Raw genomic sequence first — 15,982 nt, 5'->3', positions numbered from 1 at the left:
AGTCCCCTGCTTTCTAATATAAATCCAGCCGCTGATCTGTCATGACGGGGATTTGTTGTCTCACTTCATCTACGAGCTGAAGATCAATGTTTGCATAATAAATGTCTTCTTCATCATTTGTCTCAAGTAGAATGCGTCCGAGCGGGTCAATCACCATGGAGTGACCAGGGAACTCAGTGTCTCTGCTTGTGCCCGTCCGGTTCACCGCAATCACAAATGACTGATTCTCAATGGCTCTTGCGATGAGCAGACTTCGCCAATGGTCCACTCTTGCTGACGGCCATTGAGCGGTATTAACAAGCACCTTCGCCCCTTTGTTCACGAGCGTCCTAGAAAGCTGAGGGAAGCGGAGGTCATAGCAGATCATGGTGCCAATCTTGACATCTTCATCATAGTTAAATAAACCAAGCTGATCACCAGCGGTTAAATAGTTGTGTTCATCCATTAAGCGGAATAAATGAATTTTATCATAATCTAACAAAAGCTCACCTTGGCGGTTAAAGACATACATTGTATTGGTGATGTTTTCATCTTCTGTCCTCTTATTTAAAACACTGCCTGCGATGAGATACACTTGGTGCTTGCGGGCAAAGGAAGAGAAGAGTTGTTTTGTTCGCTCGCCATCTGCATCGGCAAGCTCATCCGCTTGTTCTAACGCATAGCCGGTATTCCACATTTCAGGTAGAATAATCAAATCAGGCTGTTGGCGGATGGCTTCTTCTAAAAACGCTTCTGCTTTCTGAAAGTTTACATCAGGTTCTCCTATTTGTACGTCCATTTGAATCAGGGCGATGTTCATGTCGGTCTGCCTCCTTTATTCGTTTCATGCAATGAATGGTTCGGGTGATATTGCCTGAAGCATCTAGTCTTCAAGCCAGTTTCTTTATCATAAAGCTTTCCGCCATCTTTGCCAATAGAAATGTCAGAAGGTTTTGTTAAATGACTTTCTCAATCAAGAAATGAGTGGTATGATACTCATAACTAATAAAACAAAGGGGAATAGTATGATATGCAATTGTTCGATTTATCACTAGAAGAGCTAAAAAAATATAAACCAAAGAAAACAGCACGTCCTGATTTCTCAGACTTTTGGAAGAAATCGCTCGAAGAACTGCGCCAAGTGGAGGCAGAGCCAACACTTGAATCTTATGACTATCCAGTGAAAGGCGTCAAGGTGTACCGCCTGACGTATCAAAGCTTTGGACATTCTAAAATTGAAGGCTTTTATGCTGTGCCTGATCAAACTGGTCCGCATCCAGCGCTCGTTCGTTTTCATGGCTATAATGCCAGCTATGACGACGGCATTCATGACATCGTCAACTGGGCGCTGCACGGCTATGCAACATTTGGTATGCTCGTCCGCGGTCAAGGTGGCAGTGAAGACACATCAGTGACGCCAGGCGGGCATGCATTAGGATGGATGACAAAAGGCATTTTATCGAAGGATACGTACTATTATCGAGGCGTTTATCTAGATGCTGTTCGTGCACTTGAAGTCATTCAGTCTTTCCCCGAAGTAGATGAACACCGTATCGGCGTGATCGGTGGAAGTCAGGGGGGTGCGTTAGCGATTGCAGCCGCAGCCCTTTCAGACATTCCAAAAGTCGTTGCGGCAGACTATCCTTACTTATCAAATTTTGAGCGTGCAGTTGATGTTACCTTGGAGCAGCCTTATTTAGAAATCAATTCATACTTTCGCAGAAACAGTGATCCGAAAGTGGAGGAAAAGGCATTTGAGACATTAAGCTATTTTGATTTAATCAATTTAGCTGGATGGGTGAAACAGCCAACATTGATGGCGATCGGTCTGATTGATCAAGTGACACCGCCATCCACCGTGTTTGCGGCATACAATCATTTAGAAACAGATAAAGAGCTGAAAGTGTACCGATATTTTGGGCACGAGTTTATTCCTGCTTTTCAAACAGAGAAGCTGTCCTTTTTACAAAAGCATTTGCTTCTATCAACATAAGAGCATGACAAAGAGCTAAAATGACATTCATTTTAGCTCTTTGTCTTTTTCAGCTATTGGAGCGATCAGCTTAATAACTGGTGTTCTGTCTTGTTTTTTCATCAGGCACTAATGCTGTAACGATCAGGGCAAGGGCTGTGATGATGTGAAGGATGAATCCTAGAATCGGAATCCATGCAAGGCAGGATGTGACAATTCCAATGATACTTCCAATCATTGGTCCCTGGTCTCGCTTCGATAAGACGAGTGTGATAATATGCAGAATAAGCATGACCATGAGCGGTGAATAGCCATTGCTGATAACGAATAGACCTCCGATCACAGGGATAGCAAGGCAAGCTTCAAAAATCCCAGTGATCCATTTCATAATGCGAGATATAGACATCAGATCCAACTCCTTTTTCATATATGTCTTATTCGTATTTTCCCAAAAGGTGAAGAAGTCATGCAGAATTCTATAGAAAGAGTTGATGGACACTTGAGAGAGAGAATTAAGGAAGAGCTGAAAATCATCGAAGAAACGTATGACGTCAAGATTTGTCTCGCTGTTGAATCGGGCAGCAGGGCATGGGGTTTTCCCTCGACCGATAGTGATTATGATGTTCGCTTTTTATATGTTCCCCGGAAAGAATGGTATTGGGCGATGGAAGAGCATCGTGATGTCATTGAACGACCGATTGATGACATGCTTGATATCAGCGGCTGGGAGCTTAGAAAGGCACTGCGCCTATTCAATAAATCAAATCCGTCCATTATGGAATGGCTGTCTTCTGATATCATCTATGCTGAATCTTTCTCTTTGGCAAAGGAGCTAAGAGAATTAAAGGATCGAGCGTTTTACCCTGCGGCTTTGATGTATCATTACCTCAATATGGCGAAGCGGAATGAAAGCCGGCATTTACGAGGAGAGCAGGTGCGAATCAAGAAGTATTTCTATGTGCTTCGTCCGCTGTTTGCCTGTCAGTGGATTGAACGTTACCGAACAGTTCCACCAATGGACTTTCATGAATTACTCAAGGAGCTAGTGGAGGAAGGTCCGCTGTTAGCAGAAATTCACGAACTGCTCAAACGTAAAATGGACGGAGAAGAAATGGATGTAGAGAACCGTCTCGCTCATGTCCATCCATTTATTGATCAAGAGCTGGCGCGTTTTAATGAATTGGTGAAAAGCTACAATCAGCCGAAAGACAATCTGATGCAAGAATTAAATGAGCTTTTGCAGTCTACCCTTGATGAGGTGTGGGCGTAGGAGGGGAGAGTCAGCCGAATAGCGGCAGACTCTTTTTTTATCACCTATTGTGATAAAACCACAAAAAAAGTCAGAATTTTTGTCATCTTCAAATATTGTAGCGGACAGCTCATGAGCCTTACAATAAAGACATAGCTTACAAAGAGTGGGAGGTGCCCTTTATGGAGTCGGTCACAAGAAATTTCTTCTTGTTTTTGTCAAAGAGCAGTCTCTTGAACCATATTGCTCGTAATTGGGGAAGTGCTGTTGCATCAAAGAAAATCATCGGTGGGAAGGATTTTGAGAGCGCTATCCCTGTCATCAAACGATTAAACGATCAAGGTATGGCCGTAACGGTTGATCACCTCGGTGAGTTTGTCACAAAGGCAGAAATTGCAAATGAGCGGACGAATGAGTGTATTCAAACCATTCAGCGAATTGCAGAGGCGGGACTCAATTCCCACGTGTCACTTAAAATGACATCGCTTGGCTTAGATATTGACGATGACCTTGTGTATCGCAATATGAAAAGCATTTTAGATACGGCAGAGAAACACCGTATTATGGTGACAATTGATATGGAGGATGAACAGCGCTGTCAAAAAACGCTGGACATTTTTAAAGAAATGAAATCTCAATATGAGTATGTCAGTACGGTTTTGCAGGCGTATTTGTACAGAACAGAACAAGATCTTGATGACCTAAATGAGTTGCAGCCATTTTTAAGACTTGTAAAGGGTGCCTATAAGGAATCCGCCGAAGTGGCGTATCCAAACAAAAAAGACGTCGATCAGAATTACAAGAAGCTGATCGAAAAGCAATTACTCTCAGGGAACTATACAGCCATTGCGACACATGACGATCAAATGATCGAATTTACGAAACATATTGTGAAAAAACACAATATACAGACAAGTCAGTTTGAATTTCAAATGCTGTATGGCATGAGATCAGAAACGCAGCAAGCACTCGTGAAGGAAGGCTATCAAATGAGGGTCTACACCCCGTATGGACGAGAGTGGTATGGCTACTACATGAGACGTCTTGCAGAAAGACCAGCAAACATTGCATTTGCTTTAAAAGGGATGACGAGAAAATAATTTGAAACGGGAGCGTGACAAAGATGACAACACCTTACAAGCATGAACCATTCACGGATTTTAGCCAGGAAGAAAATCGCCAAGCGTTTGAACAAGCATTAGCCAAAGTAACAGAATCACTTGGGCAAACCTATCCGCTTGTGATTAATGGAGAAAGAATCGAAACAACAGACAAGATTGTCTCGATCAATCCGGCGAAGAAGGAAGAAGTCGTGGGTACCGTATCAAAAGCTGGGAAAGAAGAGGCAGAGCAGGCGATTCAAGCTGCGGCAAAAGCGTTTGAAACATGGCGCTACACGTCTCCGGAAGAAAGAGCCGGCGTCTTATTCCGCGCTGCGGCAAGCATTCGCCGTAAAAAGCATGAGTATTCAGCCCTTCTCGTAAAAGAAGCAGGGAAGCCTTGGAATGAAGCGGATGCAGATACAGCAGAAGCCATTGACTTCCTAGAGTATTATGCCCGTCAAATGCTAGAGTTTGCGAAAGGCAAACCGGTGAACAGCCGCGAAGGGGAACGCAATCAATATGTGTACACACCAACTGGCGTGACGCTTGTCATTCCACCATGGAACTTCTTGTTTGCGATCATGGCAGGAACAACCGTTGCACCAATCGTCACAGGGAATACAGTTGTTTTAAAACCAGCAAGTGCGACGCCTGTCATTGCAGCCCGCTTTGTAGAAGAACTGGAGCAAGCAGGTCTTCCGAAAGGTGTTGTCAACTTCGTGCCAGGTAGCGGAGCAGAAGTAGGAGATTACTTAGTAGATCATCCGAAAACAAGCCTTATTACATTCACTGGATCAAGAGAAGTGGGCACACGTATTTTTGAACGTGCGGCAAAAGTACAGCCAGGACAACAGCATTTAAAGCGTGTCATTGCTGAAATGGGCGGTAAGGATACAGTCGTTGTAGATGAGGATGCAGATGTTGAATTAGCGGCTAACGCCATTTTCACATCAGCCTTCGGTTTTTCAGGTCAGAAATGTTCAGCTGGATCTCGTGCTGTCGTCCACGAGAAGCTGTATGACCAAGTCGTTGAGCGAGTGAAGGAAATCACAGAAACGAAAACAACAGCGAATCCGTTATCAGCTGATGTGTACATGGGACCTGTCATTGATCAAGCTTCCTTTGACAAGATCACAGAATATATCGAGATTGGCAAGCAAGAAGGCCGTCTAGTCACTGGCGGAACAAGTGATGATTCAGAAGGGTACTTCATTCATCCAACCGTGTTTGCAGATCTAGAGCCAACATCTCGTTTAATGCAAGAAGAAATCTTTGGACCTGTCCTAGCTTTCTCAAAAGTCTCAAGCTTTGATGAGGCGCTTGAAGTAGCCAACAACACAGAATACGGGTTAACCGGTGCGGTCATTACAAATAATCGTGATCACATCAACCGTGCGAAGCAGGAGTTCCATGTCGGGAACCTTTACTTTAACCGTAACTGTACGGGAGCGATTGTGGGATACCACCCATTTGGCGGCTTTAAAATGTCAGGAACTGATTCAAAAGCAGGCGGACCAGATTATCTTGCTCTGCACATGCAGGCCAAAACGATCAGCGAAATGTTTTAATATGGAAAAGCATGAACTCGTGCAGGCGAGTTCATGCTTTTTTTACCTGTCTACGACTTGTTTCTATACAAATATGACTGGAAAGAAGTATGATAAATGTATCACTTATTCAGGGAGCAATCGGGATGGAAGAGATATTAGAAAAGCTTCATACATTTTTTGATGTCGATAAATTAATTGCATTTATTAGTGGTTATTTAAAAAAACCAGTCATTTTAGAAAGTACTGAATGTCAGCTGCTTGCTTATAATTCTTACAGCATCCAGCAGTTCGACCCAGTCAATCAGCAAACCATTTTCTCAAAGGAATGTCCGGGAGCTGTGGTGGATTGGTTAAAAAAAACAGGGGTCATTGAGCAGCTATATACAGATTCAAATCCTTTTTATGTGAATGGTCATGAGGAGCTCGGGTTTAATCGACGAGTAGCTGTGAGCGCCAAGCACAAACAAGAGGTTGTCGGCTTTATTTGGGTGCAGGACATTGAAGATTCTCTCTCTCAAGAGGAGCTGCAATTTTTACACGAGGCATCGTTTCAAGTTGGAAAAGTTATTTATAAAAATAAGAAACAGTTGGAGAAAAAGGAAGGCAAGATTGAAGAGTTCTTCAAAAAGGTCATGGATGATCATTTTTATACAGAAGAAGAGCTGAAATGGGAAGCTGAGAATTTAAGCATTCCACTGCCAGCTGTCTTTACTGTGATGGTTGTTCATGCCGCCGATAATAAAAGTGAGACGGCAGAAGATGTGAAGGATGTGATTAGAACCTATTTACAGCTAGAAGACAAGGTCAATCATGTCTACTCTGTACAAGCAGACATCGTCGTGATATTAGGCAGTTTGTCAGATCGCCACTCACCAAAAGCGACCGCTGCGGATGTCGTCGCCCATCTTCAATCGAAAACGCATACACACCCATCTCCTTTATATATTGGGATGGGAAGAGAATATCGAGATGTCATGAAAATGAGCACAAGTCGATTTGAAGCGATAGAAGTCGTGAAAGCAGTGAAGATTGTCGGCGGACAGGAATTGATTCCATACGATTACGAGCATTTGGGGGTCTTCCGGTTCTTAGACTCGATTTACAGTCACCAAAAAAAGAAAAACGACTTTAATCCAGATTTGTTGCGCTTAAAGGAAAAAGACCGTGACAGCCAAACATCATTTTTAAAAACCTTAGAGGTCTACTTATTGAATAATTGCAAGCTAAAGCCAGCTGCAGAGCAGTTGTTTATTCATCAAAATACACTAAACTATCGAATGAAACAAATTTTTGAAATGACGTCTATAGATTTAAGTCATTTTAGCCAGCGTTGTGAGTTATTTATTGAATTGATGCTGATGAAAAAAGATCAATAGGCGTGGACTCCGCAGGTGCAAAGGATGACCTGCGGATTTTTATGCGAGATGATAAAATGGCATACAATTGCCTTATTTCGTTGTATGATAGATAAAGATTTTATGAGGAAAGTGAAAGGAGGGCCACCTTTGGGATCAGTCACCTTGGCCATTTTAATTTTCATCATGACCCTCGTCCTTGTCATTTGGCAGCCAGGACGTTTAACCATTGGATGGTCAGCGTGCGGGGGAGCGATTCTTGCTCTTGCTTTTGGGGTCGTTCATTTGGGCGATGTATGGGAAGTTACCCAAATTGTTTGGAACGCCACCTTTGCATTTATTGGAATTATCATCATTTCATTGATTTTAGATGAGATTGGTTTTTTTGAATGGGCGGCACTTCATATGGCAAAAGCCGCAAGAGGGAACGGGGTCCGCATGTTTATTTATTTAACATTGCTCGGCGCTGTGGTAGCAGCTTTTTTTGCCAACGATGGAGCAGCACTTATCTTAACCCCAATCGTTTTATCTGTGGTCAGAGCGCTGAAGCTGGATGAGCGTATGATCCTGCCATTTGTCATGGCAAGCGGCTTTATTGCAGATACGACGTCTTTGCCATTTGTCATTAGTAACTTGGTCAATATCGTATCAGCCGATTATTTTCATATTGGCTTTCTTGAATATACAGCAAACATGTTCGTCCCAAACCTTGTATCGCTTGGCGCTAGTATGCTTGTGCTGTATGTGTTTTATCGGAAACTCATCCCGAAAACGTACGATGTTTCGCAGGCGAAGGAACCAGCTTCGGCCATTCGTGATCTGCGCATGTTCCGGTTATCTTGGTATGTGTTAGGGTGCTTGCTTGTTGGATATTTTGCTGGGGAATTGGCAGGCATTCCGGTGTCAATCATTGTAGGAGGCATTGCCATTGCTTTCTTATGGCTGGCGAAACGGAGTCCACAAGTGGCGACAAAACGAGTCGTCAAAGAAGCACCGTGGTCGATTGTTTTTTTCTCTATCGGCATGTATGTCGTGGTGTATGGGCTGAAAAATGTCGGCCTGACAGAAATTTTAGCGGCGTGGATTGAACAGGGGGCGTCACACGGTTTACTTGCGGGAACGATGTTTATGGGGGTTCTGGCAGCAGTGCTATCTTCTGTCATGAACAACCTCCCAACCGTTTTAATTGATGCGATTGCCATCGGTCACACAGATACAGCAGGTGTGATGAGAGATGCACTGATTTATGCCAACGTCATCGGCTCAAACCTTGGTCCGAAAATGACCCCAATCGGTTCATTGGCGACATTGCTGTGGCTTCATGTCTTGAAGAAAAAAGGTGTGCATATTTCTTGGGGGGCATACATGAAAGCTGGAATCATTCTAACCATACCGACGCTGATCATCACGTTATTGGGGTTGTATGTGTGGTTATGGTTGATACATTAAAAAGCAGATCCAATGGATCTGCTTTTTGTTGTTATAGATATTTTGCATAGCGTTTTTCCAAAAAGTCTTGGAGCAATGAGACCACACTGCATATGCCCCAGTAAATCAAGGCAACCAATATATACATGGTCATATAATCGAATTCTCGTCCACCCACAATTTTTGCTTGCTGGAAGAGTTCGGGCACAGTAATCATTGCCGCTAGTGAGGAAGCTTTGATTAAATCAAGCATGACGTTGGTCAGGGGCGGCAGTGCAATGCGCACGGATTGAGGCAAAATGACTCCGCGCATCGTTTGCCAATAGCTGAGACCAAGTGATTTGGCGGCTTCCACTTGACCACTTGGAACAGAGGAGAGAGCCGCCCGGTTAATTTCGGCAATGTATGCAGCACTATTGAAGCTGAATCCAATAATAGCAGCAGTGACAGCTGTAAATTCAATGCCGATGTAAGGGAATCCGAAATAAAGGATAAACAAAATGACCAGAATGGGAACCCCTCGCATGAATGAAATATACAGCCGTGCAGGCAGCCGAAGGAACCACGTATTTGCCATTCGAGCAAGGGCAATAAAAAAGCCAAGAATCGTACCAAAAAACATGCTCACAAAAGAAATGAGCAGCGTCAGCCAGATGCCTTTCATCACAAATGGAAATGACGCTTTTGCCAGTGCAGGATTAAAGATATATTCTAAATGAATATCTCCCACGGCTGCGGCTCCTTATTTAGAAATGTCGACATCTTCGACATCAACATCAATTTTCTTTGAGACGTCAGCATGATTAAAGAATTTCTCCGAAATCTTTTTCATGGTTCCGTCTTTTTTCATCTCTTTTAATACACGATTTAATTCTTTTTGAAGCTCTGTATTGTCTTTTTTCATCACAAACCCTTGTTCATTCGGCATGTATTTTAAGTCTGGATGGATCGTAATATTTAGCTTAGGGAATGCAGCAAGCGCCAGTGTTTGCAAGTAGTAGTCATTTAAAATGACATCTGTACGGCCGTTTGCAACATCCTTTAAATATTGCTCGTTTGTGGCATTATCATAGATGACTTCTTTTGCACCATACTTACGGGCAACATCCATATAAATAGTCGTTGCAGCACCGGCTGCTTTCTTTCCTTTTAAATCCTTTAGCGTTTTTATACCTGACAGATCATCTTTTCTGACGATAGCGGTTCCATATGAGTATTTATAAGGTGTTGAAAAGGCGAACTTATCTTTCCTGTCATCTGTGATGTCGATATCGTTTGCAGCGGCATCCACCTGACCTGAATTAATGGCACTGAGCATACCGTCATAACCCATTTCTTTAAATTCTACTTTTACGTCAAGGCGCTTAAATGCTTCTTTGACGACTTCCACTTCATAGCCAGTCAATTGATCCTTGCCGTTAGATGTATCATGGTAAGACGTAGGATACAAGGTGCCTGAAGTAGCGACAACGATTTTCCCTTTCTTTTGAATCTGATCCCACTTTGATTCTCCAGACTGAGATGAGCCTGATTGATTGCAAGCAGACATGACAAGCATGAGAGCAGACACAACAAGCAGCACCAATATAGGTTTTCTATGATAAAAACGACTCATTTAAGAATCCTCCTCTATTTTTTATACAAAACAAAACATAGCACGCTTTTTCAGTTAGGACAACGTTTTCAGATGAAAAGCGAAAAAGTAAGAATATTATGTGCAATTTGATGGCGTGAATAATGTATAAAAAAGGAAAGGATGCGCAAGTTAAAATCGAATAAAGGAGGGAACGACAGAGATGAAAAAAACAAGTGGTTTGATCATACTAACGATGGTGATATTATTTGGTTTTCAAGTGAATACGGCTCATGGAGAAACACCCCAAATGGAAAAGCGCCCCGTCACGCATCAAGTAAAATTAACGACAGAGCAACAAAAACAAATTGAAGTACTTGAACAGCAAATTTTGTCTAAACGAAAAGAAGTGATCGAAAAATACGTTCAGTATGGTGTGTTAACGAAGGAACAAGGTACGCACATCACAAAACGAATGGATGAACATTACAATCACTTAAAAAATAACGGGTTTGTTCCATTACTAAAAAAACCACAGCACCATCGACCATAAGTTCAAGAAAACCGGCAGCAAGGTGCCGGTTTTTATTGTTTATGTGTTAAAAGGTCAGCGTCTCACCATCTTGAGGGACAAAAATGGCCTGATCTGCATGATTCTCTTGAATGTAAGATGTTAATGCCGCTCTTGTTAATAAACAATGATTCACGGCTTCAAGGTGACAGGCGATGATTTGAGCTTGTGGTTGAGTATGGTGAATGTCTACAATCTCTTCCTTTGTCATCGTAATTGGGTCTCCCTCTAAAAATTGGGCAGCCCCACTATTGACCACAATAATATCTGGCTGGCATGTATTCACAACCTCTTTCGGCTCATCACACCAAATGGTATCTCCTGCAATATAAAGAGTAGGCTCATCAGGATGAGAGAAAACAAAACCGCTCACTTGTCCCATCCGTTTAGCGGTTTCTCCTGTCCCGTGCTGCCCGCCAGTTCGTTTCATATGAACACCGCAAACATCCATTTCATCTTCAATGCATGTGACATGCTGAAATCCAGCTTCTTTTACTTCCGTGCGATCTTTCTCTGATTGAGTATAGATCGGCAAAGTTTGCGCTAACCTCTTTTTTGCCTCGTCGTCAAAGTGATCTACATGTAAATGAGTGAGCAGGACAGCATCCGGCTGTAATATCTTGTCCAAATCAATGTTTGCAGGCAGCTCAACAATTGGATTGTTTACATGTTGATTGGCAGTATGCGGGAACGGTGGATAGGTTCCTTTTGCTGATAAAAAGGGATCGATTAAAAATGTTGACGGACCATATTGAAGGTATAAAGTAGCATTACGAATGAGTGTTATTTTCATTAGAAGGCCTCCTTTTTTTCTCATTAAGTTTACAGTATATTAAAAGAGCCTCATGTGACAGAGGATCATGAAAGTCTTTCAGCGGAACGACTTGATTTTTGAAAGAGGTGAGCTAATGCTAGACAAAACAGATATGGATATATTAAAAGAACTCTCAAAGAATAGCCGATTGACGATGAAAGCACTTGGTGAAAAAGTCCATTTAACCGGTCAAGCTGCTAAAAATAGAGTTTTAAAGCTTGAGGAAGAGGGGATTATTGAAGCCTATACCATTTCAATTAACTGGCGGACACAGCAGAACATCCAAACATTTTTGCAGCTCTTTACCCGAAGTTATGATCATGAACCGCTTTTATCGTTTCTCCATCAAAAGGAAGAAATCAAAAACCTGTTTAAAATAAGTGGAGAGGGCTGTTATATGGCTGAAGGACATTTCTCCAGTCATGATGAGCTTGATCAATTTTTAACGGAGCTAACAAAGCATGCAAATTATAAATTGTCTATCGCTGTGAAACGTCTCACTCATCAAGAATAGATGAGGCGCAGGAGGAAATAACCGATGAAAAGATTAATTAAACATCAGGCTGAACCGATCACAAAGGAAAGAATCAAAGCGGATTTGGTTCAACTTGGTGTAAGGAAGGGCATGATCTTATGTGTCCACTCATCCTTGTCATCTATTGGTTGGGTGAATGGAGGAGCTATAGCCGTTATACAAGCTATGATGGATATTTTAACAGATGAAGGAACACTGATTATGCCGGCACAAACATTAGAGCTGTCTGATCCTGCTGATTGGATCAATCCGCCTGTTCCTTATTCTTGGTGGAAACCGATCAAAGACACGATGCCTGCATTTGATCCGGCTTACACAGCTCCAACAGCAATGGGAAAGGTAGCGGAGACCTTTTGGAAATACCCAGGCGTAGAAAGAAGCAATCATCCTCATTTCTCATTCACCGCCTGGGGGAAAAGGAAACATGAAGTGTTGAACCACCATGCGCTTCCTTATGGTTTAGGAGAAAATTCACCTCTTGGACGTATGTACGATCTTGATGCAAAAGTGCTGCTAATTGGCACGTCATTCGAGAGTGTTACAGCTTTTCACTTAGCTGAATATCGAATCTCACAGCAAGACCTCATGACACGAGGGGCCCCCATTTTAGAGGATGGTTGGAGGGTGTGGAAAGAGTATCAAGATATCATCACAAGAGAAGAACTATTTGAACAGATTGGTCGTGACTTTTTACAATCAGAATGTAGTTATAACCACAGTCAAATCGGGCTAGCCAATTCGTATTTATTGCCGATGAGAGAATCAGTCGATTTTGCAGAAAAATGGCTTGAGCAGTACGACCAGGCGTGATCTAAGCAGTCTGAAAATCAAAATAATAGAGATCTTGATCAGGGTGCTCAGATATATAGCAGGTGAGCTGATAGTCTCCTTTTGGAATGGAGAAAGACAGTACCTGTGCCATGACACTTGTCAGATAAACCTGATCACTTGAATGAGTAAATGGCACTGTGATGACTCTATCAACGGATGATGGAGGCTCATGGCTGTTTAATGTCACGATAATAGAAGCCTTTCCGTTATTGATACCTTCAAAAGAAATACCTCGATCCCCAGTTGCGAATCCTTGAAGAATATCGTCATCTGTCCAATCAATCACAGGTGGCGTCGTGCTTCCAGTGTATACGGTGATTTGGTGATAGGAGATAGATAGGGGATACGTTTGATTTAAATCATTCATATAGATAACTCCTTTATTCATAAAATTTGTCCAGCTCGCGATCATGTTGAAAAGTGAATGTTTGAAAGTAAGATAATTGAAGAGAATGTTAGGCAGCAAGACGATTGTCGCCGTCTTGCGCTACTGTTTGAGGGATCTAGATGTGAAATTGTGAAACCATTTCTTTTAGGTCTCCTGCTAAATGGGCAAGAGCCTCTGATGAAGCTGTTACTTCTTCCATTGCTGCAAATTGTTCTTCTGTTAAACCTGCTACTTGTTGTGAATGTTCACTCGCCAGTTTAACGCCTTCTGTGATAGAGGCAAAGGTCTGCTTCGCATCATTTGTATAAGCTGCGATTTTTTTGGATGCATCTGATAAATGTTTAATGCCATCTGCCATTTCCTTCATTGACTGCTGAATGTCAATAAATGAATCCTCTGTATGAGAAATAAGAACAGCCCCTTGAGCCGCTTCCTCTCGTACTCGTTTAATGGCACTCGTCGAATGATTCATCTCTTTTTGTATTTCGGAAATGAGATGTGAAATCATGTTGGATGATGTTTGCGATTCTTCTGCGAGCTTCCTCACTTCGTCTGCCACAACGGCAAAACCTTTTCCATGTTCACCTGCGCGTGCTGCCTCAATGGCCGCATTAAGAGCAAGTAGATTTGTTTGGTTAGCGATATCTGTAATCACTTTGGAAATTTGATCAATCTCGGCTGAACGTGTTTCCAGTGCTTGAATTGCTGTACCATTCTCTTCAATTGATTTTGCAATAGATGTCATTTGTGAATTGACTTCACCGATATTTTGTACACCTTTTTGGGCCATTTCTTGTGCGGACTGGCTACTTGTTGCCATTTGTCCCGCATTTTCAGTGATGTTTACCAGCTCGTTAGATACTTGTCTCATCGTGTGCTCACTAGCTGTCATTTGGGCTGATTGCTGTTCAGACGATTGAGCGACTTCTTGAATGGTATGGGTAATTTTTTCTGATGCTGCACTCGTTTCTTCTGCGCTAGCTGACAGCTCCTCAGAAGAGGTGGCTACTAATTCAGATGTTTTGATCACATTTAAAATGGTTTGATTTAATTTCTCACGCATCTTATTAAAGTGACCTGCCAGCTCAGAAAGTTCATCGCCTGTGTGATCTGTCACGTTGATGGTTAAATTTCCTTCGCCTGCACTCTTAATAGCAGATGCCATATGTTTGAGACGTGTCTGAATCCGCTTTGTGAAAATAGAAATAATGATAACAGAAACAATTAAACTTAGCAGTAGAACCGTGACAAATTGAATAAAGAAAGACTGAAGCATTTGTGAAATCATGCTTTGATTTGCACCGGTATAGAAAATACCAATCGTTTCCCCTGTATCATTTTTGATGGGCATATAAGCCGTTTGGTAGTCTTTCCCGGCAACATTGGCTGTTCCGTAATAATTCTCGCCTTTATCCAAAACAGCGGCCTTTACTTCAGGTGAGACTTCGGTTCCTACAGCTCGTTTCCCGTTTAACATGACATTTGTGGCAACACGGGTATTTCCTTGGAAAATCGTGATTGTATCACCAGTATATTCGGCTAATTGATCAACCAATGTGTCATGGTTATTGATTTGAGTATTTCCTTTGTAAAGCTTGCCATCTTTTATCTGCCACGAGCCAGCAACCTTTTCAGTTAGGTAAGCGTATCCTAGCTTTAGATCGCCTTTTGCTTTTTCGGTGGCCATTTGCTTAATGTTCTCTGTCATTTCGCGGTTCACTACATAACCAACCACTGCTGAAAATACGATGAGGACACTTAAAAAGATCAGCATTATTTTGGCGCCAAGCCTCAGTTTTCCTTTTTTCTTCATGCTTTTTACTCCTTTAGGTATAAGGTAGGGTATCCCTCCTTAAAGATTATCGGCATGAAAAAAATGTTTGATATACGTGAATGCACTTACACAGAAATTTTTGTTGTGAAAAAAGGAAAGATAGTGCTACTCGATAATAAATTGGATTCTTGTGCCATCAGGATCATCTGATAATTGATGACTTACCCAAGAGCCTGCCCCCCTATTATCCGAAGGACGTACATATTTGACAGAAGCCCCTGCTCCACCTTCTTTACACATCGCCATTGGCCATTCATCACGATCATAACCACGCTTTGTTGGAATGCCATGAAGTGATTTGTCTCTTTGCTCATCACTATTTTTTCGATCAATGGTGCAAATGGAAGAATGACCTTCGTCAATAGCTTCTTCTATGTGCTTCGCGGTTTCTGGATATCGATCTGATGGAAAGTGAATGGTTTTGTCATAAGAAGAGTTTGTCGTCTCTTGTTTATGTTGCCCTAGTTGGACATAGCCTGTCGCTATACCAATGACAATCAATAAAAGCAAGAGAATGGTTTTAAGAAGTTTCATAGATGCTAGCTCTCTTTCTCTTTAGCGTATTTTGTAAACAGAAGTATAGCAGAATTACTTACCAATTTCTCCTCGTTTTGAAAAAACGTCTTTTAAAGTTTGAAAAACGTTTTTTACCTGTTTATGATCTTTTCCTCGTTGTACAAACTCATAAAAATTTAATTTTGCTGCTCAAAAAACATATATGCTGATGCAAAATGGCTTTATGATTGGTTTTTAGGCTAATTTCAAGATTTTAACACACAGAAATTTCAAAAAAATAAAAT

The 15,982-nt window shown here is 41.9% G+C and carries 17 protein-coding genes; 9 read left to right on the top strand and 8 right to left on the bottom strand.

Going from position 1 to position 15,982, the window contains the following annotated elements; translation table 11 throughout:
• Positions 1–13: 13 nt before the first annotated feature.
• Positions 14–799: a carbon-nitrogen family hydrolase gene (locus LCD32_RS04120; RefSeq protein ID WP_224562860.1), complete on the bottom strand. Its 786-nt coding sequence runs from the start codon at positions 797–799 to the stop codon at positions 14–16.
• 210 nt (positions 800–1,009) lie between these two features.
• On the opposite strand from LCD32_RS04120, the gene LCD32_RS04115 reads away from it, so the two are divergent.
• Positions 1,010–1,972: an acetylxylan esterase gene (locus LCD32_RS04115; RefSeq protein WP_224562858.1), complete on the top strand. Its 963-nt coding sequence runs from the start codon at positions 1,010–1,012 to the stop codon at positions 1,970–1,972.
• A 70-nt stretch (positions 1,973–2,042) separates the two neighbouring features.
• Here the strand turns inward: LCD32_RS04115 and LCD32_RS04110 are convergent, their stop codons facing one another.
• Positions 2,043–2,357, bottom strand: coding sequence for a hypothetical protein (locus tag LCD32_RS04110; RefSeq protein WP_008342068.1), 315 nt, complete (start codon positions 2,355–2,357; stop codon positions 2,043–2,045).
• A gap of 60 nt (positions 2,358–2,417) precedes the next feature.
• Between LCD32_RS04110 and LCD32_RS04105 the strand changes: the two genes are divergently transcribed.
• From LCD32_RS04105 to LCD32_RS04085, 5 genes are all read left to right on the top strand, one after another.
• Positions 2,418–3,221, top strand: a complete 804-nt coding sequence (locus LCD32_RS04105; protein WP_224562856.1) for a nucleotidyltransferase domain-containing protein — start codon at positions 2,418–2,420, stop codon at positions 3,219–3,221.
• 161 nt (positions 3,222–3,382) lie between these two features.
• Positions 3,383–4,300: a proline dehydrogenase family protein gene (locus LCD32_RS04100; protein WP_024718963.1), complete on the top strand. Its 918-nt coding sequence runs from the start codon at positions 3,383–3,385 to the stop codon at positions 4,298–4,300.
• Positions 4,301–4,323: 23 nt separating this feature from the next.
• Positions 4,324–5,871: an L-glutamate gamma-semialdehyde dehydrogenase gene (gene pruA / locus LCD32_RS04095; protein ID WP_224562853.1), complete on the top strand. Its 1,548-nt coding sequence runs from the start codon at positions 4,324–4,326 to the stop codon at positions 5,869–5,871.
• Between the two features lie 125 nt (positions 5,872–5,996).
• Positions 5,997–7,229: a PucR family transcriptional regulator gene (locus LCD32_RS04090; RefSeq protein WP_017358555.1), complete on the top strand. Its 1,233-nt coding sequence runs from the start codon at positions 5,997–5,999 to the stop codon at positions 7,227–7,229.
• A 129-nt stretch (positions 7,230–7,358) separates the two neighbouring features.
• Positions 7,359–8,657 carry an arsenic transporter gene (locus LCD32_RS04085; RefSeq protein WP_008342056.1) on the top strand — a complete coding sequence of 433 codons (1,299 nt, stop codon included), beginning with the start codon at positions 7,359–7,361 and terminating at the stop codon, positions 8,655–8,657.
• A gap of 31 nt (positions 8,658–8,688) precedes the next feature.
• On the opposite strand, the gene LCD32_RS04080 is transcribed toward LCD32_RS04085, so the two are convergent.
• Positions 8,689–9,366: an amino acid ABC transporter permease gene (locus LCD32_RS04080; protein WP_008347854.1), complete on the bottom strand. Its 678-nt coding sequence runs from the start codon at positions 9,364–9,366 to the stop codon at positions 8,689–8,691.
• Between the two features lie 12 nt (positions 9,367–9,378).
• Positions 9,379–10,194 (bottom strand): transporter substrate-binding domain-containing protein, encoded by an 816-nt coding sequence (locus LCD32_RS04075; protein WP_370529221.1) that lies wholly within the window; start codon positions 10,192–10,194, stop codon positions 9,379–9,381.
• 238 nt (positions 10,195–10,432) lie between these two features.
• On the opposite strand from LCD32_RS04075, the gene LCD32_RS04070 reads away from it, so the two are divergent.
• Positions 10,433–10,762 (top strand): YckD family protein, encoded by a 330-nt coding sequence (locus LCD32_RS04070; RefSeq protein WP_007498247.1) that lies wholly within the window; start codon positions 10,433–10,435, stop codon positions 10,760–10,762.
• Positions 10,763–10,808: 46 nt separating this feature from the next.
• On the opposite strand, the gene LCD32_RS04065 is transcribed toward LCD32_RS04070, so the two are convergent.
• Positions 10,809–11,573, bottom strand: a complete 765-nt coding sequence (locus tag LCD32_RS04065; RefSeq protein WP_060780746.1) for an MBL fold metallo-hydrolase — start codon at positions 11,571–11,573, stop codon at positions 10,809–10,811.
• A 115-nt stretch (positions 11,574–11,688) separates the two neighbouring features.
• On the opposite strand from LCD32_RS04065, the gene LCD32_RS04060 reads away from it, so the two are divergent.
• Positions 11,689–12,108 (top strand): Lrp/AsnC family transcriptional regulator, encoded by a 420-nt coding sequence (locus LCD32_RS04060; RefSeq protein WP_008347846.1) that lies wholly within the window; start codon positions 11,689–11,691, stop codon positions 12,106–12,108.
• Between the two features lie 24 nt (positions 12,109–12,132).
• The gene (locus tag LCD32_RS04055; protein ID WP_060780747.1) at positions 12,133–12,939 is read left to right on the top strand and encodes an aminoglycoside N(3)-acetyltransferase; all 807 of its coding nucleotides are present in this window, start codon (positions 12,133–12,135) and stop codon (positions 12,937–12,939) included.
• A gap of 1 nt (position 12,940) precedes the next feature.
• Here LCD32_RS04055 and LCD32_RS04050 read toward each other — a convergent pair whose 3' ends face one another.
• The 3 genes from LCD32_RS04050 to LCD32_RS04040 all read right to left on the bottom strand — a co-directional run bounded on the left by LCD32_RS04050 (position 12,941) and on the right by LCD32_RS04040 (position 15,716).
• Positions 12,941–13,327, bottom strand: coding sequence for a competence protein ComJ (locus LCD32_RS04050; protein WP_041091056.1), 387 nt, complete (start codon positions 13,325–13,327; stop codon positions 12,941–12,943).
• A 136-nt stretch (positions 13,328–13,463) separates the two neighbouring features.
• Positions 13,464–15,161, bottom strand: coding sequence for a methyl-accepting chemotaxis protein (locus tag LCD32_RS04045; RefSeq protein ID WP_060780748.1), 1,698 nt, complete (start codon positions 15,159–15,161; stop codon positions 13,464–13,466).
• A gap of 126 nt (positions 15,162–15,287) precedes the next feature.
• Positions 15,288–15,716, bottom strand: a complete 429-nt coding sequence (locus LCD32_RS04040; RefSeq protein WP_007498233.1) for a NucA/NucB deoxyribonuclease domain-containing protein — start codon at positions 15,714–15,716, stop codon at positions 15,288–15,290.
• Positions 15,717–15,982 lie beyond the last annotated feature (266 nt).

The organism is Bacillus sp. RSS_NA_20 (assembly GCF_020165915.1).
GTDB lineage: Bacteria > Bacillota > Bacilli > Bacillales > Bacillaceae > Bacillus > Bacillus altitudinis.
This window is presented reverse-complemented; position numbering and strand designations above follow the sequence as displayed.